Annotated in this window: 14 protein-coding genes; 5 read left to right on the top strand and 9 right to left on the bottom strand. The window is 49.1% G+C overall.

Features of this window, described 5'->3' with window-relative positions:
* Window positions 1-45: 45 nt before the first annotated feature.
* From BMW65_RS12920 to BMW65_RS12910, 3 genes are all read right to left on the bottom strand, one after another.
* Window positions 46-1980, bottom strand: a complete 1935-nt coding sequence (locus BMW65_RS12920; protein WP_090605941.1) for a tetratricopeptide repeat-containing sensor histidine kinase — start codon at window positions 1978-1980, stop codon at window positions 46-48.
* Window positions 1981-2212: 232 nt separating this feature from the next.
* Complete coding sequence (locus BMW65_RS12915) at window positions 2213-3535, bottom strand: hypothetical protein (RefSeq protein ID WP_090605939.1); 1323 nt, start codon at window positions 3533-3535, stop codon at window positions 2213-2215.
* A gap of 12 nt (window positions 3536-3547) precedes the next feature.
* On the bottom strand, window positions 3548-4153 hold the full coding sequence (locus BMW65_RS12910) for an RNA polymerase sigma factor (RefSeq protein ID WP_090605937.1): 606 nt from the start codon (window positions 4151-4153) through the stop codon (window positions 3548-3550).
* Between the two features lie 288 nt (window positions 4154-4441).
* On the opposite strand from BMW65_RS12910, the gene lysS reads away from it, so the two are divergent.
* Window positions 4442-6160: a lysine--tRNA ligase gene (gene lysS, locus BMW65_RS12905; RefSeq protein ID WP_090605936.1), complete on the top strand. Its 1719-nt coding sequence runs from the start codon at window positions 4442-4444 to the stop codon at window positions 6158-6160.
* Between the two features lie 84 nt (window positions 6161-6244).
* Here the strand turns inward: lysS and BMW65_RS12900 are convergent, their stop codons facing one another.
* Complete coding sequence (locus BMW65_RS12900) at window positions 6245-6664, bottom strand: SufE family protein (RefSeq protein ID WP_090605934.1); 420 nt, start codon at window positions 6662-6664, stop codon at window positions 6245-6247.
* A gap of 65 nt (window positions 6665-6729) precedes the next feature.
* Complete coding sequence (locus BMW65_RS12895; RefSeq protein WP_177181115.1) at window positions 6730-7971, bottom strand: cysteine desulfurase; 1242 nt, start codon at window positions 7969-7971, stop codon at window positions 6730-6732.
* 235 nt (window positions 7972-8206) lie between these two features.
* Between BMW65_RS12895 and BMW65_RS12890 the strand changes: the two genes are divergently transcribed.
* Window positions 8207-10939: an outer membrane beta-barrel protein gene (locus BMW65_RS12890; RefSeq protein ID WP_090605933.1), complete on the top strand. Its 2733-nt coding sequence runs from the start codon at window positions 8207-8209 to the stop codon at window positions 10937-10939.
* A gap of 13 nt (window positions 10940-10952) precedes the next feature.
* Here the strand turns inward: BMW65_RS12890 and BMW65_RS12885 are convergent, their stop codons facing one another.
* Window positions 10953-12269 (bottom strand): DUF3748 domain-containing protein, encoded by a 1317-nt coding sequence (locus BMW65_RS12885; RefSeq protein WP_090606031.1) that lies wholly within the window; start codon window positions 12267-12269, stop codon window positions 10953-10955.
* 275 nt (window positions 12270-12544) lie between these two features.
* Between BMW65_RS12885 and BMW65_RS12880 the strand changes: the two genes are divergently transcribed.
* From BMW65_RS12880 to BMW65_RS12870, 3 genes are all read left to right on the top strand, one after another.
* Window positions 12545-14152, top strand: coding sequence for a M20/M25/M40 family metallo-hydrolase (locus tag BMW65_RS12880; RefSeq protein WP_245747632.1), 1608 nt, complete (start codon window positions 12545-12547; stop codon window positions 14150-14152).
* 200 nt (window positions 14153-14352) lie between these two features.
* Complete coding sequence (locus tag BMW65_RS12875; RefSeq protein WP_090605931.1) at window positions 14353-16152, top strand: ABC transporter ATP-binding protein; 1800 nt, start codon at window positions 14353-14355, stop codon at window positions 16150-16152.
* 12 nt (window positions 16153-16164) lie between these two features.
* Window positions 16165-16962 carry a glycosyltransferase gene (locus BMW65_RS12870; RefSeq protein WP_090605930.1) on the top strand — a complete coding sequence of 266 codons (798 nt, stop codon included), beginning with the start codon at window positions 16165-16167 and terminating at the stop codon, window positions 16960-16962.
* Between the two features lie 10 nt (window positions 16963-16972).
* On the opposite strand, the gene BMW65_RS12865 is transcribed toward BMW65_RS12870, so the two are convergent.
* The 3 genes from BMW65_RS12865 to BMW65_RS12855 are packed head-to-tail and all read right to left on the bottom strand — an operon-like array spanning window position 16973 to window position 19835.
* Complete coding sequence (locus BMW65_RS12865; protein WP_090605929.1) at window positions 16973-18289, bottom strand: acetylxylan esterase; 1317 nt, start codon at window positions 18287-18289, stop codon at window positions 16973-16975.
* Between the two features lie 24 nt (window positions 18290-18313).
* Window positions 18314-19426, bottom strand: coding sequence for an acyltransferase family protein (locus BMW65_RS12860; RefSeq protein WP_090605927.1), 1113 nt, complete (start codon window positions 19424-19426; stop codon window positions 18314-18316).
* 28 nt (window positions 19427-19454) lie between these two features.
* Window positions 19455-19835: an SRPBCC domain-containing protein gene (locus BMW65_RS12855; protein ID WP_090605925.1), complete on the bottom strand. Its 381-nt coding sequence runs from the start codon at window positions 19833-19835 to the stop codon at window positions 19455-19457.
* Window positions 19836-19858: the final 23 nt, after the last annotated feature.

Here is a 19858-nt window from a genome sequence, read left to right as displayed (position 1 = left end):
AGGTAACGTAAACTAACAATGATTAAATATGCACCAGCAACCGAATCAGGCTTGGCCCTTAAAGCGGATATTATACATCGAAAACTCCCCAAAAGTATATTGAATAATTCCAGCCAGTTGCCTGGTCAGGGAATTAATCAAACGAAAACCCAGGGTTTCATTGGTCTGCGCAAACTTTGTCTCGGGAATGCCAACACCGTTATCCTTGAAAATCAGTTCGTAGTCTTTCTCCCCTTCATGCTTTACGTGTACGTAGATTTCGCCCTCTTCGCGGTCGACAAAAGCATATTTCAATGAATTGGTCATCAGTTCCGTCAGTATCAATCCGATGGGTATAGCGGTATCAATATCCAGTGAAACGTTATTGGCCTCCACCTTGAAGCGTACGCTCTTTTTGCCGACATTGTAGATGCTCAGCAAATGGGCCCCCAATTGTTCAATATACTCCTGGATATTCAACCGGTTGAGACTTTGTTGCTGATACAGCTTATTATGGATCAGCGCAATGGAATTTATCCGGCTGCTACTTTCCTGCATCATGGCCATGACTTCCTGGTTGGTCGTCTTTCTGGATTGAAGGTTGAGCAGGCTATTGATGATTTGGAGGTTATTCTTTACCCGGTGATGGATTTCACGCAACAGCATTTCATTTTGCCGGTTGGCTTGTTTCAATATTTCATTCTGGACGGAAACCTCTGCATTTTTTATGGCTACCCGATGGGCCAGTTTGTCTTTTTCCCTAAAGTGGAAATAAAGGATGATTAATATGGTCAGCAACACGACAATGCCCGCAATAAAACCATAGCGTTGATAATTGGTATTGGACAGCTGCAATTCCTGCTCCCTGATTTGGCGCTCAAATTTTTCCAGCTTATAGTTTTCGCTCATTTCCATGCCCTGCCCGATATATTGGGCGGTATAAAGGCTATCTTTGATGTATTCGTAATTATCAAACAGGCTATCCGCTTGCCGGACATCGCCCAATGCATATAACACCTTGAAATGCAAAGAACGGGCCTCTCGCCACTCTTCCTGTTGCTTATTACCATCCAGTTGGGCATATAACGTTTCACAAATGGTCAACGCGGAGTTGTAATCACCTAAAAAATACAACTCAGTGGCATGCAATAATTGGTATGCTTCCTGTAATTGCTTGCTTTTCACCGAATTGATCAAAGGCTTGGCTTCGCTGAGCACGGTAGCTAACCGATCCTCTTCATGGGTCTTGCTATGGATATCTCCCTCAACGAGTAAAGTTTTCAATAAATCTTCCGCATTTGACAGCTTATCAAACGCTTGCCTAGCCAGTTGTGTGTAATGCAAGGCCTGCACATAATCCCGTTGATTGGCATAGCTCATGCCGTATTGCAAATAAATGGTGGCCAACGCCGAAGGATAGTTAGCCGTCTTTGCGCGACGTTCCGCCGCGCTCAGCATCGCAATCGCCTCTTTGTAATCCCTTGAAACGGTATTGTGGTAGTTGGCGAGCTGGATACTCAACTCGATTTGGGCCACGTGATCGCCTTCCTCGTCTGCTACACGCAGCCCATTCAAAAAATGTTGCAACGCGGTATAATACCGATCCTCTTTCATGTAAATCTCGCCCAACCGCTTATAACAATCGGGAAGTTTAGCCAAAAACTGACCCTGTGTATACAACGAAACTGCCTTTTCGAAATACCGACGGGCAATATTCAGTGCAGCTTTCTGCTCGTATACACATCCGGTATAATAATAGCCGTCGGCAATGCCCTGGTCATAAGCAATGTCAATGGACATTTTCCATGCCTTGTTGATGAGATCATCCGATTTTTTCAGGTTGCCGTCCATGGACCGGAAAGCCTCCCGATACCAATCATTGATAATAGCTGTATCATTACGGGATTGAAACACAAACGATGCGCATACATGGTTGGAGAAACCATGGATGACCAGTAGAAGGGGTATCAAGTAAAAACACGCGTGACTATGTTTCATCATTATCCGTTTGTAAAACTATTGCCACGTGAAGCACAAACCTCATACCCAAAACCCGGCTCACCTTATATGAAGCATGCCCTTGGCAATCAAAAACACAAAAAGGTAGATGAGTCAGCTGCCTTTTTTTGCCATCCGCTCACGCTGTAGCTAAAAAGGTACGCATCAAATGTAATAGATTTTGCTAACTAATCAAAACGTTAGCTATTAAATAATTATTAACCCCGGGGAAGGGTCAAAACCCGGTTACGATACGTATTCCGCCATTGGTAAAGTTCATTTCCTCCTTGGAAAGCCGCCCAATGGGAAGCTTAAAATAAGGCTCCACTGAGAGCGACAGCTTTTTGGATAGTGGCACCTTGCGCCCGATAGAAAAATTCATAAAACCTGCATACCCCTTTCCTTCGAGGGGCTGTTCGTTCGTCCGTTCGGACATGGACACGACTTCCATAGAAGTGGCCAAATTCTTGTGAGTGGAGTTGCTTTCCCCAAATGTGCGTTCATTGAGTTGGCCGACGAAGTGGCTGGTACGCTGCTCATTCAATACAGCCACATACGACACACCTACCGAAGTGTAGAAACCCCGCGCTACTTCGTATCGCAGATCGATCGGAATATCCAGTGTCACTACACTGCTGGTCACCGAGATCCCCTCCTTATACTGCTCGCTATTGTTTACAAAACCCTGGTATCCGTGGCCGTCCGTACTGGATGGCATGTTCGGAGTAGCGGCGGTCTGCGGCGACCGCGGTTCATAATTCGGATTTTCACTGACACCCAACTGGCCGATCGACACACCAGATCCCACCGAGAATTTGTCCGATAGCTGATAAGCGATAGCTATCCCCCCCCCCCAATTGACCTTCTCACTGGTGAGTGATGGTGCGACCATCACGCCAAGATTCCATTTCCGCGTGCCGTCGCTCGCAACTTCGCCCGCGGTTGTGGCATATGCTGCGCTTGGCGACGCCTCATGGCTTGCTGCTTCCCGTCCCAACATGCGATCAGGGGCATCCTGCTCTCCGACGGCAGCGAGGCGCTGCGCCGGTGTGTCTGATAGCTGACCCGTTGCTTCAGCACTTGAAATGTGTTTGTCATCGGAAACTTCCTCTTCCACAGCGGCCAATTGGACCGGATCAACTCCCGGTACGGATACCGCATCGGGAATAGGCGTAGCGCGTACACTTACAGGCGCAATGTGCACATTCCGGTTCGATGGTTGCACTGCTACCTGAGCAGCCCCCTCCGTTTCGTCCGATAATTCGGCTGTTGTCATTTGCTGTTTTTCCAAAGGGCGCTGGGCCAGTGTTTGCTGTATCTCACTGTCAGTAGCTATTCCATCGGGACCACTGGCCTTCCAATTGAACCAAAACAAGCCCGTTGCCAGTAGCACCACCGCAGCGGCACTCCAATAGGGCCATCGCAGTACCTTCGGCTTCGGCTTACCGTGCACAGCCGAAAAACGTTCCCATGCCCCCTCCCGGTAGGATTCCTCATGGTTGCGCAGGGCCGCTGCCATCCGTTGAATCAGTTCCTTATTTTCTTCACTTTCGTTCATTTCAACCTATCATTAAAACCTAGCCGTAATGTTTGTTGATGCCAGATAAAGCTGCCGTAATTTTTTCTTTGCGCGTGTGAGGTAGGTCCGGGATGTGCTTTCAGGAATGGCCAACAATGCTGAAACTTCCTCGTGGGAATACCCTTCCACCTCATACAGGTTAAAAATTGTCCGTTGAATTTCTGGCAGCTGAAACAATAATTTCATGATGTCTTCTACATGCAAATTTCCGGATACTTCTACACGTTGCTGCTCTATTTCGCTCTCGCTGACATCATCCAACGCCAGCAGTTGCTTCTGAGCACGCAAAAAATCAATGGATATATTTACCGCGATACGGGCCAGCCAAGCGCGGAATGACTTTTCAAACCGATCGCCCGATTCCCCGCTGTTAAACGTTGCAATTTTGCTAAACGCCCGAATAAAACTCTCATTGGTCAGCTCCTCGGCATCAAATTCATTCTTGACGTATCGCATGGTAATCGCACGCACATAGCCGTAACAGCTTTTGTATATCAATTCTTTACTCCGTTCGTCTCCATTTTGCACACACCCCTTCACCGCGTCCTCCAATGACAACGCATGTTTCCTCTTCGAGTATCGGATGTTAAAACTCACTATGCGGCTACGCTACAATTAATCAGCTCGTTAATTCGATATGCAAACTTAGATAAACCCACTTTCAAATTCAAATGCTCATTACCTGCCTGCCGCTAAAACGAACCCAACAAATACTTTTTTCAATCTATCGGGAGTATGTAGCCAGCCCTAAAACCATGCGTCATAAGCCTAATATTACGTTATTTTTGGGTAAGACGGATACCTGCAAGGAAATGCTACAGGTTGGCAACCATCGTTGCAATTAAAATGCATTTTAGCTAAGTTTGCCGCATAATTCAACATTGGATGAGTACCACACTATCTGAACAGGAACTGCAACGCAGGGATGCGTTAGCCAAATTAGCGGCATTGGGTATCGATCCCTACCCTGCTGAAGCATTCGAGGTCAATGTCACTGCCAAGGATATCCTGGAAAATTATGAACGCGACAAGCTAAACTATAAAAATATCAGTATCGCAGGACGGATGATGGGCCGCCGCGTGATGGGCAATGCCTCGTTTATCGAATTGCAGGACGCTACCGGACGTATCCAAGCCTACTTAAAACGTGACGACCTCTGCCCCGAGGAAGACAAGACGCTATACAATACGGTATTCAAGAAATTATTGGATATCGGCGATTTCCTCGGCATCAAGGGGTTTGTGTTTACCACGAATACCGGAGAAATTTCTGTACACGTGCAGCAACTCACGTTGTTGTCGAAATCGCTGAAGCCATTGCCCGTGGTCAAATCTGCCGATGGCAAGACCTTCGATGCCGTCACCGACCCTGAATTTCGCTACCGCCAGCGCTATGTAGACCTGGTGGTCAATCCGCAAGTGCGCGAGACCTTTGTCAAAGTATCCAAAGTGAAAACCGCTATCCGGAATTTCCTCAATGAGCGCGGCGCGCTGGAAGTGGATACGCCTGTATTACAAAGCATACCGGGCGGTGCAGCAGCTCGCCCTTTCATCACGCATCATAATGCACTGGACATACCGCTGTACCTTCGCATTGCCAACGAGCTGTACCTCAAACGCCTCATCGTGGGTGGGTATGATTGGGTCTATGAATTTAGCCGGAATTTCCGCAACGAGGGGATGGATCGCACGCACAACCCCGAATTTACCGTGCTGGAGTTTTATACCGCCTATAAAGACTACCTCTGGATGATGGATATCACCGAGAAACTTTTCGAGCATGTGGCTATTGAAACCAATGGTACTGCTAAGCTGCAGGTGGGTGACAAGGAGATTAATTTCACCGCACCCTACCCACGGGTGAGCATCTACGACGCCATCAAGGAACATACCGGATTCGAAGTGGATGGATTGGATGAATCAGGCCTCCGCGAGGTCTGCAAGCAACTGGGTATTCCCACGGACGAAAGCATGGGTAAAGGGAAGTTGATCGATGAGATTTTCGGTGAAAAATGCGAGCACCACTATATCCAACCAACCTTTATCATCGACTATCCCGTAGAGATGAGCCCGCTCACCAAAAAACACCGCAGTAAACCCGGCTTGGTGGAGCGTTTTGAGCTGATGATCAACGGCAAGGAACTGGCCAACGCCTACAGTGAGCTGAATGACCCCATCGATCAACGGATACGCTTCGAAGAACAGCTCAAACTCATGGAGCGCGGCGACGACGAAGCGATGTTTATCGACTATGACTTCCTGCGGGCATTGGAATACGGCATGCCACCCACATCGGGCATCGGTATTGGTATCGACCGATTGGCGATGCTCATGACCAACCAGCAGAGTATACAGGATGTATTGTTCTTCCCACAAATGCGCCCGGAGAAGGTATTGAAACAAGCCGGCACGGGTGATTACACGGCACAGGGCATACCGGAAGAATGGATACCGGTATTGCAAAAAATGGGATTAAACACCATCGACGCCCTGAAGGCAGCCAACCCCAATAAGGTGTTCAATGATTTGGGTGGCCTGCGCAAGAAAATGAAGCTTGAAATCCCTATGCCTACGAAGGATGAGGTGCTGAGGTGGTTTGAGTAGTTGGAAGTTGGAATAAGGATTAAAGAACAAGGAGCAAAGATGAAGGACGTTAGTATCCTTGCTCGTTAAATCCTTGTTCCTTAATCAAATTTTAGCGTTCAACGCCACAGCATACAGTTTCATCTGCTTTACCATAGATAGCAAGCCATTCGCACGGGTAGGCGAAAGGTGTTCCTTCAGTCCAATTTGGTCAATGAAATAAAGTTCACTATTGGCGATTTCCCGTGGCGTATGGTTTGATAACACTTTTATCATCAATCCCACCAATCCTTTCGTAATGATGGCGTCGCTATCCGCTGTGAATATGACCTTGCCACCTTGGTGGTCGGCATGCAACCAAACCTTCGATTGGCAACCTTTGATGAGGTATTCGTCTTTTTTGTACTGCTCATCAATCAGTGGCAATTCTTTTCCGAGTTGAATGATGTATTCGTATTTGGCCATCCAATCATCAAAGAATGCAAAATCGTCAATAAGTTCGTCTTGTATTTCGTTTATGGTCATTTTTGAGATTTGAGACATGAGACAATAGACATGAGACTTATGGACTCCTGTCTTCCGACTCCGGACTACAACAACATCGCTGCCGCTTTTTCCACGCCTGCTACCAATATGTCAATATCTTCCTTCGTGTTATACATCGCAATAGAAGCCCTTACCGTACCGGGAATGCCGTAGCGGTCCATTAGCGGCTGCGTACAATGATGCCCTGTCCTTACGGCGACACCCAGTTTGTCAAGGATAACCCCCACATCATACGGATGTGCCCCATCCAGCAAGAAAGATACGACGCTAGATTTTTCCTTCGCGGTGCCGATGATGCGCAGCCCAGGAATATCCAGCAAACGTTGGGTGGTATAATCCAGCAATTCATGTTCATATTGCGCGATGGCAGCCATCCCGATATCGTTGATGTAGTCAATCGCATGGCCCAAGCAGATACCCGCCTCGATATTGGGCGTGCCTGCCTCAAACTTGAATGGCAGTTCGTTGTAGGTCGTTTGGGCAAAGGTCACTTCCTTGATCATCTCGCCCCCACTTTGATAAGGAGGCATGGCATTTAGCCATTTTTCCTTTCCGTAAAGCACGCCGATGCCGGTTGGTCCATACATTTTGTGCCCGGAAAACACCAGAAAATCCACATCCAACTCCTGCACATCGATGGTCAGGTGCTGTATGGCTTGGGCTGCATCGAGCAATACAGGTGCCCCTGCTGCATGGGCCAACTCAATGATCGTTTTCACCGGATTGATGGTTCCCAACGCATTAGACACATAAGTAATCGCTACCAGCCTGGTCCGATCGTTAAGCATTGATCGGTACATTTCCATGTCCAATTCTCCCGCATCGTTGATGGGCACGACTTTGAGCAACGCACCACGTTCCTCACAAACGATCTGCCAAGGGACAATGTTCGAATGATGTTCCATAGCAGAGATGATGATTTCGTCCCCGGCACTTATGAATGCTTTGCCGTAGCAACTGGCTACCAAGTTGATGCTTTCCGTCGTCCCCTTGGTGAGAATGATTTCGTGCTCATGGGCTGCATGGATAAAAGGTTGCAATTTGCGTCGCGTCACCTCAAAGGCATCCGTGGCCAGTTGGCTCAAGTGATGTACACCTCGGTGCACGTTGCTGTTCAATTGCGTATAGTAGTTTACAATCGCATCGATCACTTGTTGAGGTTTTTGCGTAGTGGCCCCATTGTCAAGGTATACCAAGGGTTTTCCATTCACCGTACGGGTGAGAATAGGAAAATCTTTCCTTATCCGCCTGACGTCAAACCGCTCCAATACTGCTGTCCGTTCCATAGGATACAAAGGTACAAGTAATTTTTGTTATCTCACCGGGAAGTACTTGCCGTCGCGGGATAAGGGAAGCAAAACTAACCAGCCGATGACAGTTGTGGCATCTTCTTAGCAACGGTACCTTAACAGTTATTTTACATAACGAACACGTGACAAGGCTGACTTAACGGCCGATTCCGCCGATGACGGTCTGATATTTGTGCAGTTCCGCGCAGATACTAAAACAATACATTCATTAATGAAATATTTACTTTATGCCGTGCTGTCATGCCTATTTATACAATCCGCTTTGGCACAACAGCACACCATCAAGGGGGACGTACGCTCAGCCAGCGATAGCATCCCATTTCCAAACGTCACCGTCTCCCTACTCCATGCACAGGACTCATTGGTCGTCCGGGAAACGGTTACCCAATCGAACGGTTCCTTTGAACTGGATGAGGTCGAAGAGGGGGATTACCTCATCCGCGTGCAATACCTTGGCTACGACAATACCGACAAACCCATCGAAATCGATGACGATATCGATGTCGGCACCTTGTATCTCCATGAAGGAGCCCGGTTGCTGGACGAAATCACCATCACCGGCCGTCCCCCGGTAGGAAAACAGCGGGGAGACACCACTGAATTCAATGCCGGCGCATTCCAGACCATGAAAGACGCCTCTGCGCAAAACCTTATCGAAAAAATGCCAGGCATGGGCAATGAGGACGGCAACCTCCAGGCTCAAGGTGAAAATATCACGCAGATCCTTGTGGATGGCAAACCGTTTTTCGGCACGGATGTAAAAGCCGCACTACAGAACTTGCCCGCGGAGATTATCCAAAGCATTCAGGTGTTTGATAAGTTAAGTGATGAAGCCGAGGCCAGCGGATTTGATGATGGCGAACGCCTGAAAACCATCAATATCATTACCAAGCCCAATAGCCGGAAGGGGCTTTTTGGCAAATCGTCAGCCGGATACGGCGACAGCGAACGCTACATGGTGGGAGCCAGTGTAAATGCCTTCAACGAAGGCCAACGGCTCACCATCACTGGATTGACCAACAACATCAATGCGGTAGACTTTTCAGCAGATCCGAACAGCCAGGGCGAAGCGCGCCCACAGAATGGTATCATTAATACCAATCGCATTGGATTGAACTACACCGATAACTGGGGTGAAAAAATTGAAGTCAACGCCAGCTACTTATTCAATCACCGCAAAAACTTCGGTGAATCTTCACTTTTACGCGAATATGTGCTCCCTGACAGCGACGGGCAGCGCTATACTGAGTCGAGCACGAATACCCGCCGCAACGCAGCCCATCGGTTCAATATGCGCTTCGAGTACCAAATAGACAGCAACAACCGCATCCTCTTCCGACCAAATTTTTCCACCCAGTCGGACAACGAAAACAGCTTTTTCAATGGAAATACCTTGACGGATTCCGGCCCATTGAACCAAACTGGAAACCAGCGGCTGGCCGACAATTCGGACCTCAACTTCAATAGCCGCCTATTTTACAGCCGACGCTTTGCCAAAAAAGGGCGTAGCCTGCGCGTGGGATTGGTGACTGGAAATCAAAAGAATGATGACGACGCCAACCGACAAGCCGAGAATATATTTTTCGATCCCGCCGAGCGCGTGGAAAATATCAGCCAGCAAATTGTGCGTGTACGTAAAGGATTTAACTGGCAGGCAAACGCCGCCTATACCGAGCCGTTCGGCAAGAACGGTATAGTCGAATTTGAATACCAAATTGGTACCCGTACCAATGACTCCGACCAACTGACGTATGACACGGACAATATGGGCAATCAGGTACGTCTGGACACCGCGCTCAGCAACACCTTCAACAGTGACTACCTCACGCAGGAGGCCGAGATAGGCTATCAGTATTCCTTGGAAAAACTGCGCGTTCAGGTGGAAGCCGAGTTTCAGCACGCCCAGCTAAAAAATGATCAGGAGTTTCCCTCCGTGTTCGCATTGCAGCGTACGTTTCGTAGCGTCATGCCCTCCTTGCGGTTGGACTATAAGTTTACAGACTCAAAAAACCTGGAATTTGACTACGATGCACGCACCAATGCCCCCGGCATCGGCGACCTGCAATCGGTCATCGACAACTCAAACCCCCTGCACCTCCGCACCGGAAATCCGGACCTTGATCAGTCGTACAGCAATCGGTTCAATCTGCGCTACCGGAGTTATAATTCGGAAACGCAACGCACCTTTTTTGCTATGGTGCGATCTACCGTCACGTCCAACAATGTAGTCACCAGTACCACCATTGCTGAAGCGCCCATTGAATTGGCAGACGGTATCATCCTGGAGCGGGGTTCGCAGCTTACACGTCCGGTCAACCTTGATGGCTACTGGGATTTACGCTCATTTTTCCATTATGGCCTGCCCGTACATTTCTTACCCTCTAATTTTAACTTCCATGGTGGCATCTCCTATACCAATAGCCCGGGGATGATCAATGACCAGGTCAACGCGGTCAAAACCACCCGGTACAATGGGGGCATTTCATTGAGCAGCAACATCAGTGACCGCATGGATTTCAACATCTGGACACGTTCATCATACAATACCGTCCAAAATTCCCTGCGTCCCACGCTCAACAACAACTATTTCAACCAGACTACCCGGATTAATTTTAATTGGATCCTTTGGCAGAACCTGGTCTATCGGCTGGACGTCAATCACCAGCTCAATACGGGGTTATCCGAAGGTTATGACAACAGCATTTTGCTGGCCAACATGTCCATCGGGAAAAAACTACTCAGAAACGAGCGTGCTGAAGTAAGTGTCAATGTGTATGACCTGTTCGGCCAGAACAACAACATCCGGCGGGACATTACCGAGACCTACATACAGGACTCCCAATCGAATGTATTGCAACGGTATTTTATGTTGAGCTTTACGTATAATATCCGGTATTTTGCCAAGGGAACGACCATCGATGATTACGAGAAGATGTATAATTAATATTGCCATCGAGTTACCAAACTATTTTTGCATTAGTAGTCAGCAAAAACACCTGTAAAAATCGCTCATCCTCTTCGCTCACATACCGGTTGTAAGCGATAGTCTTCCCGTCTGGCGACCAATTCGGTGCGCCGACGGGTTTATTCACCTCTTCAAACCGTTGTGTAATGCGATGGGTATTGCCTGTGGCGATTTCGGTAATCAGTATGCTATTGTCCGCTGGGTAAGCCACCCACTGCCCATCCGGGGAGCTATTGAACGGCCCCTGCACCGGAAAGGGATTGGCGGTAACTTGCCGTGGTTCCTCTCCATTGGGCGACACGCCAAACAATTGCACGATCCCTCGGTTATCTTTCGCTAAATAAAGAATCATACTCCCATCAGGTATTGTGCGCAGCCAATGCCGCGGCCCTTCCACGCCTGCCATGGAGTGAGTAATCCGTCGTTGAACCACGCCAACAGGCACATGGGGGCGCGTAGTGGCTGTTCCGGCCAAGGGTTGCCCATCCTGTTCCTTCGTCAGATCATCCGGCAGATCCGCCACAAAAATCTCCGTGACCGTCCTACCCTCGGTATCACGCACATTCCCCTGGAACGCGATAGCTCGCCGCTGCTTACTGCCGTCCGGCCTGAAATAACCATCGATGCCTATCCAACATTCGTCAAAAGCCTTATCAACCTCGTTACTGCCGAGCGTAGGGGATTCGGTCACCGTGGTCACCGCCACTGAAAAGTATTCGCCGCTATTATTTTCCATTGATCCACCATCAGTGACCACTACCTGGCCCGGCACCATCACGCCGACCATGCGCAAATCCGCAACGGTGGAATCTGTTCGAGCCAGTTGTTCCATCACATAATCATTATAGGTAAAGCTGATCCACTGCCCGTCGCTACTCCACGAGTGTGCATGCGTGCCACCCCGTAAGGCACCTTTGGTAAATGGGGGCGTGATGTCCCGTGCATCCATGAAAATGGGATGCCCCGGATGATCAATATCAATAGCCACACCGGTACGACGGGTCATACCATACGGCCGGGATGCATCAGCATTGCGGATACCGTGGATGAACAATACCCGATCGGCCACGGGCGAAAACGTTGCTGCGCCCACTCCCGGCCCGTAAGCTGACTGGCCCACTGTTTGATACAGTGTCCGCGTTTCCCCGGTATGTACATTGACCATGGCTATCGTGCCCGTACTACCGATTTGTGTATCATCATTGCGTGTGTCATACACAATCCACCGGCCGTCTTTGGAAAACACCTCGGTATTGTGGATAGTATGGCCCTGGCGGGCATTGGTAAGCTGAAGCTCATTAATTTTCATCGGCATGTCCATATGCAAAAATACCTTCCCGGGTATTGCACTTATTGTAATATATTCGTACAAAAGTGTAGTATTTTGGCTTAATTTAAAGCAAAATGCGCCAACATGCCGATAATATTCGTAAAATTTCTGCCATACAATCTTTTTTTCAACTATTTTCGTTAGAATCGCCTGTTGTAATGGCAATAACAGCTTACCAGCCTTACCGCGGGCAAGCATGGATATACCCCTTTTTTATAAATGGTCAATTTTATTTAACCCCAAAACAAGATGGTATGATACACATAAACAAGCTACAAAAACCGCACACCACAATCAAGCCGATAGCCCTGTCCCTGTTGTTGGGGCTTGGCGCTATGGCTGCGACTGCACAGCCCCAGTGGATGATGCAGGAGCAGAAACTCGAACCGGTGGTACAACAAATCGTCAAAGAAGCCAAGGGCAACTCCGAGTTGGAACAGCTTGCCCACGAATTGCTGGACGTAGTAGGCCCCCGGTTGGTTGGCACTCCCCAAATGAAGAACGCGCATGACTGGGCGGTTGCCAAGTACAAAGGGTGGGGCATTGAGGCCCGCTATGAGGAATTTGGTGAATGGCGGGGATGGGAACGCGGCATCTCCCACATCGACATGGTATATCCCCGTGTGAAGACCCTCGCAGGCACGCAATTGGCCTGGAGCCCCACTACGGGTGGCAAGGCGGTGGAAGGCGAGGTCATCACATTGCCCGAAGTGAAAGATTCCGTGGCCTTCAAGGCTTGGTTGCCCAATGTAAAAGGCAAATACGTCATGATATCCATGCCACAGCCCACAGGTCGGCCAGACTACAACTGGGAACAATTCGGGAAGCCCGAATCGGTCGAAAAGATGAAGGGCGAACGCGACTCGCTAACGGCCGCCTGGAACCGCAACATCCAGGCGATAGGCATTTCGGCCAATTCACTACCGCGCATCCTCGAAGATGCTGGTGCTGCGGGTATCCTGTCCAGCTATTGGTCACGCGAATTTGGCTCCAACAAGATTTTCGGATCACGTACCACCAAAGTGCCTTCGTTGGATATTTCGCTGGAAGACTATGGCATCCTGTACCGCCTCGCGGAAAACGGCCACAAACCGCGCATCAAGGTGGAGACGGATTCCAAGGATTTGGGCACCGTGCCCACCTTCAACACCATCGCTGAGATCAAGGGCACGGAAAAACCCGATGAGTATGTCATCCTATCGGCGCACTTTGACTCTTGGGAAGGTGGATCCGGCGCTACCGACAACGGTACGGGCACAATTACGATGATGGAAGTGGCCCGTATCCTCAAAAAAGTGTACCCCAATCCGAAGCGTACCATTTTGATTGGCCATTGGGGGAGTGAAGAGCAAGGGCTGAACGGCTCAAGGGCATTCGTGCTGGATCATTCCGACATCGTGGAGAAAACCCAAGCCGTATTCAACCAGGATAACGGTACCGGCCGGGTAGCCAACCTCAATGGATCGGGTTTCCTGAATGCTTATGATTTCATGGGCCGATGGATGGCTTCAGCACCACGGGAGATTACGCGTGATATCCAGACCGATTATCCGGGTTCTCCCGGCGGCGGCGGATCTGACCATGCCTCTTTCGTGGCGGCGGGCATACCGGCCTTCATGATGAGCTCCCTATCCTGGGGCTATAGCACCATCACCTGGCATACCAACCTGGATACGTATGACAAGTTGATTTTTGACGATTTGAAATCCAATGTCATCCTCATCGCTACACTTGCTTATAAGGCCAGCGAAGAGCCCGGGCTGGTGAATAGGGAAAAACGGGTACTGCCCCTGGGCTTGGATGGGCAGCCCGGACAATGGCCCACTATCCGCCAGCCCAGGCGTACGGGCGTAGGTTACTAATGGGAAATTAGCCCAACTCATGGAAAATAGCCCAAGTGAAAAAAGGACACTTGGGCTATTTTTTTGGTGTCCTTGTCGTTTAAAAGTGACAAACTGAAATAATATAGATGGAAAAACAAGACTATCAACCCCCGATAGTTTAAATTTGTGCGACTTCGCTCATCTTTAATATCGAAACGTGAATATGTCGTCCAACATCTATGGGAAAAATTAAAAGTATACTCAAAAATTCATTCCGGCCATTTGTATACTTTTATTCCTACTTGGGGTATCGGATCTTCTTAAGCATGCTGATAAGCATTACCGTCGGTGTATTGGACAGCTTCGGTTTGGCCATGTTCATGCCCATGTTCCAGCTGATTGACAGCAAGGAAGCCCTCGACTCGGCAGATTTCGGAAATTTTTCGTTTCTCATGAGGGGTCTTACTTCCTTAGGTATCGAACTAAACCTAAAAAGCATCTTAGTTGTAATGGCTTCGTTTTTCCTGATGAAGGGCGTTGTGCTCTACATTAATCAGGCCTATAAAACCGTCATCAAAGAGCAATTCATCCGAAAAGTACGGCTACGGCTTACCACTGACTTAAGCCAGCTTTCCTTTAAGCATTTCGTCTCTTCGGATGTTGGGAAAATCCAGAATACGACCACAGGGGAAGTCAATAAACTTTCCGATGCTTATGCGGCCTATTTCGAGGCTATCCAACAGATCATCCTCATCTGTGTATACCTGGGGCTGGCTTTTTACGTAGACCTCCGCTTCGCATTGCTGATAACGGCCGGAGGTATCCTGACGAATTTCCTGTTCACCCGTATTTTCAAAACAACAAAGTCACTATCGAAACAGGTTACTTCGACATCGCATGCCTACCAAGGGCTTATTATCCAGTTTTCGGCCAACTTCAAATACTTGAAGGCTACCGGCACCTACAACCGGATGATGGCTTTGTTGAAGAAGGCCATCCAAACCATCGAGCGCGACAACCTCATCATGGGGAAATTACATGCGTTTATCGGTGCGGCCCGGGAGCCGGTATTGATATTGGTGCTTTGCCTCGTGATTTACCTGCATGTGTACCTCTTTGATGGTGTTCTGGGCACCATCATCCTGAGCTTGCTGTTTTTCTACCGGGCATTGACCTCGCTGGTGCAAATGCAATCGTCATACAACCAGTTTCTTTCGCTCTCCGGTTCGGTCGATAATATCATATCGTTTGAAGGTGAATTGAATGAAAATAAGGAAAATCGCCACGGAATGCCATTCGACAGCTTTAAGCATAGCTTGTCGCTCAGCCACATCAAGTTTGGCTATTCCAATCAGCCCATCATTAAAGATGTAAGCCTGACCATCAATAGGAATGAGACCATCGCTTTTGTAGGGGAAAGCGGCAGCGGCAAGACCACACTGATCAACCTGATTACGGGCTTACTATCGCCAGACGAAGGCCAAATCACGGTTGACGGCAATAAGATGGACAACATCGACGTAGCGTCTTACCGAAAGCGCATCGGCTATATCGCACAGGAGCCTGCCATTTTTAACGATACGATATTCAACAACATCACGCTCTGGGATGCCCCCACGGAAGAAAACCGGACGAAATTTGCTGAAGTCATTCGGCAAGCCTCGCTCCACCAGTTTATTGCAGGATTGCCTCTACAGGAGCAAACCTTGCTGGGCAACAACGGCATAAACATCAGCGGCGGACAAAAACAACGCATCTCTATCGCCCGGGAGCTCTATAAAGACATCGATCTATTGGTGCTGGATGAGGCCACCTCTTCGTTGGACTCCGAAATCGAAAAAAATATCCAGGAAAGTATCGATCTACTGAAAGGGAGCATTACCATCCTAATCGTCGCCCACAGGCTCGCGACGATCAAGAACGCTGACAAAATCGTGCTTTTGGACCAAGGGCAGATCATCAACGTCAGCAATTCGTTTGCTGACCTAGAGAGCTCGTCCGAAAAATTCAAACGCATGATTGAGCTACAGAAGCTTTAACAATCCCATCATATGGCAGAAAAAAATATACATTTCGAAAAGATAAGTTTGTTGGTCACTCATTTCAACCGTAGCAAATCGCTGGAAAGGCTCTTGCTCAAATTAAAGGAAATCGGCATCTCCTTCCACGAGATCATCGTGTCTGACGGCGGCAGTGAGTTTGACCATCTGCAATATATCGAAGGGCTAAAAAAGCATACCGAATTTACGCTGCTGACGACCCCCGTCAATAAGGGCTTGGGCAACAGCATCAATGTAGGCCAGGATCGGGCAACCACGCCTTACATCTTGTACATCCAGGAAGACTTCGTCCCCAAGCACCAAATCAAGACCGCCATAAAAGATGGCTTTGAAATCATGGAAAACGAAAAAGCATGGGATATTGTCCGGTTTTACGCGTTTCCATGGGCAGATTACCCTTACCTCAAGCCTTACCGGAATGGATTCTCCGAGATGAAGTTCCACTTGGCACCGTGGTATACGGACCACCGTAAATTCTTTTGCTACAGCGACCATCCGCATTTAAAACGGGCTACCTTCCCGCAAAAATTCGGCAGGTATTTCGAAACGTTGAGCGGCGACATTACCGAGATGAAAATGTGCCGTTCTTTCCTGAGAAATAAGGGTCGGGGCCTCTACTACGAGCAGCACGGGGAGCTATTCGAACATCAAAACACCCAGGATGAACCCGGTCAAGTGCGTCTGGACAAGCGCAAATTCCAGAAACTCCGGAACAACCCCGTCGCCCGATCGTTATTCCTGAAATACCGGATGCTCAAGGACACCATGCTGTTGCTGATGAACGACTAAGCAAAATGCGCTATGGCTTCAGCTTCGCCAGCAGCCATTCCTGAATTTTCGCCTGCTGCTCCGGGAATGTCCAATGGCCGGTTTCCTGCACGAGAAACAACTCCTTCGGTGCACCTATTTGGTTGTAAGCCGTGTAAAAGGACGTAGGCGGGCAGGTTTCGTCGTTGTACCCCCAGGTATAAAAACCGGGTATCTTTACGTTACGGGCAAAATTAACCACATCGTAATAGGCGGACACCTTGATTTTTTCCTCTTTGGCCATGAACGGCGCATTTGCCTCGTTGAACATGTGGGGCCAGCCGCCGGCACGGCCATGTAAATAACCGGTTAAATCACACAGTGCCGGATACAACGACACGAGGTAGTCTACCCGATCGTCCAGCGCCGCGGTGACAATGGACAATGCCCCGCCTTGGCTTCCACCCCATACCGCCAGCGTCTGGCCATCAAATTCAGGTAACGAATAGAGGTAATCAATCGCCCGTACACAGCCCAAGTATACCCGCTTATAGTAGTACTGGTCCCGATCGTCCATATTGAAAAACTGGTAGTTTTTCAAAGGAGCTGCACGCAGATCGTCATATAAGCCTGTTTCGTAGGTGACCGGAATCCCATGGATGCCGATTTGCAGTGTAATGATGCCTTTCTCGGCCAAATCCACAATGCCTGCATATGGCCGGATGCCCGCACCGGGCACCTGCAGGACTGCCGGGTACTTTCCAGCTATCTTGGGCTTGGCCAATATGCCGTAAAGGCGGGCACCCGTTTCATAGTTTTGCATGTTTACCTGGTATACATCGGCCTTCTCCGTGCACCGCTCAGGAAGCAGCGTCAGCTTGGCATCCAAGGGCACCTTGGCCGCTTCGGCTTTTGCGCCATTCCAAAACTCCCAGAAATCATCGGGCAACTGCTGCGTAGGCTGTACGCTTTCCGGCGCTACAGCCGCCGTACCAATACCCCGGTATTCCACGCCGTCCACGGTGATGCGTGCCTCACAGCGCAAGAAACCCGGTTCATCAAGTTTCAACGTCTTGCCCACCACGGCGGTGCCAATCTTCAGCGGGACCTTACCCGATTGCAACGGAGCCATTTTTTCCAAACTGATGGTGTAGGTCACCTCGGCATTTTCCATCAAAGCCTGATGCCGGAGCACCGTCACGAAAAAATTTATTTCCTCTCCCACTGCATATGTCCAATCGGGCTTTTCCGGCGATACCACCACTTGGATAAGTTGATTGGATCGGGTTTGGGCAGTGGTGATCTGGACGGATAGCAAGAGCAGACCATAAGCCAACGCGAAGGCACGGATAAGGGATAATCTGTTCATAAGTTTATAAGGTTTCGTAAGTTATTAAATTCTGACGAATATTTTTTTCCGGTAAAGCAGGTAAATGGGAATATAGCACAAGAAGCATACCCCTACGGCCCACAGCAGTGATGCCAATTCAGCCCAGTTCCTACCTTCCACCACGTTCATAACATACCAGTTATTCAATGGTGCAAGCACACTGGGTATGATACTTCCCAGCACATAGGCCACGATGGCGTTACTCCCGAAGATCACGCCAACAGTCGCCCATTTTTTCACGCCTAATACTTCAATAACAAAAAATAACGAAGCCAATACCATGGAAGCCAATCCGGACGTATAGAGGACATACGGGCTTGTCCATAAGTTTTTGTTGATCGGAAAAACCCACCCCCATACCGAGCCCAGGACAAAAGCTGATAATCCCAGCAAATACATCCAAGCCACCTTTTGTTCTCTTGATACATTGGGATTCGCGATAAGCCTGCCGATTAACATGCCCGAAATCCCGGTTGCTACGGCTGGAAGCGTGCTAAGCAGGCCTTCCGGATCCCATGTGCCCTGCCACATCCTGCCGGGCATTAGCATATTATCCACCCAGGCGGCAAGGTTTTTACCCGGCTCCAGCAAGCCCATTCCTACACCCGGAACCGGAATGCACACCATCGCCATCCAATAAACCACCAGCACAACGGCGCCAATCAGCGCCTGCTGTTTCCAGTTGGTGTACCAAAACAAGAACGCACATGCCAAAAACACAAGCGCGATGCGTTGCAGCACACCAGCAACGCGGATTTCGGAAAAATTGAACTCGGGAAACAAGCCTAAAAATATGCCTAAGAGAAAAATGACGGAAGCGCGCTTAAGGGTTTTCCATACCACTTGTTTCGTGGAGGCCCCTGTTGCCTTAAGCTTGTCGTAGGACAAGGTGATGGCGATCCCCACAATAAAAATGAAAAACGGGAAAACACAGTCCGTAGGTGTAATCCCATGCCAAGTCGCATGCAGCAATGGTGGAAACACGTGATTCCAGCTCGCTGGCGTGTTCACAATAATCATCGCAGCCACGGTAAATCCGCGGAAGGCATCCAACGACACCAGGCGTTGCCGTGATTGCCCGCGCCCCGTTGCATCACTATTTGTATACTGAGCCATAAATTGACGTTAAAGACGTGGTGAAATTTCACTCCGTATAGAAGTCGATGAGCGCTCCCGCATATTCGGTGCGCCACCCCTCCACAAGGTCATCGTATTCCTCATCGGGGATATTGCTTTGCCGTATCTCCATTGACGTCCCGTGTTTATGATCGTGCAGTTTGATGACCACGATGGAAGGCTGTTCCTGCTCGCCGAAATACCATTGCTGTTCGATTTGCCTGCCGGGCTCAAACGACAGGTTTTTGCCCACTATCGCCCCGTCCCAAAGCGAAAACTCGCTGCCTGGCTCGGCAACCATTACCGCCTCGTCGCCCGTCCACAGCCGGATAGTCTCCGCGGTGGTAAGTGCCAAAAAAACCAGTTCCGGCGGAGCCGGTATGATAAAATATGCTTTATAATCTTTCATGTTATTGGTTTCACAGCACAAAA

Origin of the sequence: Parapedobacter koreensis (assembly GCF_900109365.1) — a bacterium.
Taxonomy (GTDB): domain Bacteria; phylum Bacteroidota; class Bacteroidia; order Sphingobacteriales; family Sphingobacteriaceae; genus Parapedobacter; species Parapedobacter koreensis.
This window is presented reverse-complemented; position numbering and strand designations above follow the sequence as displayed.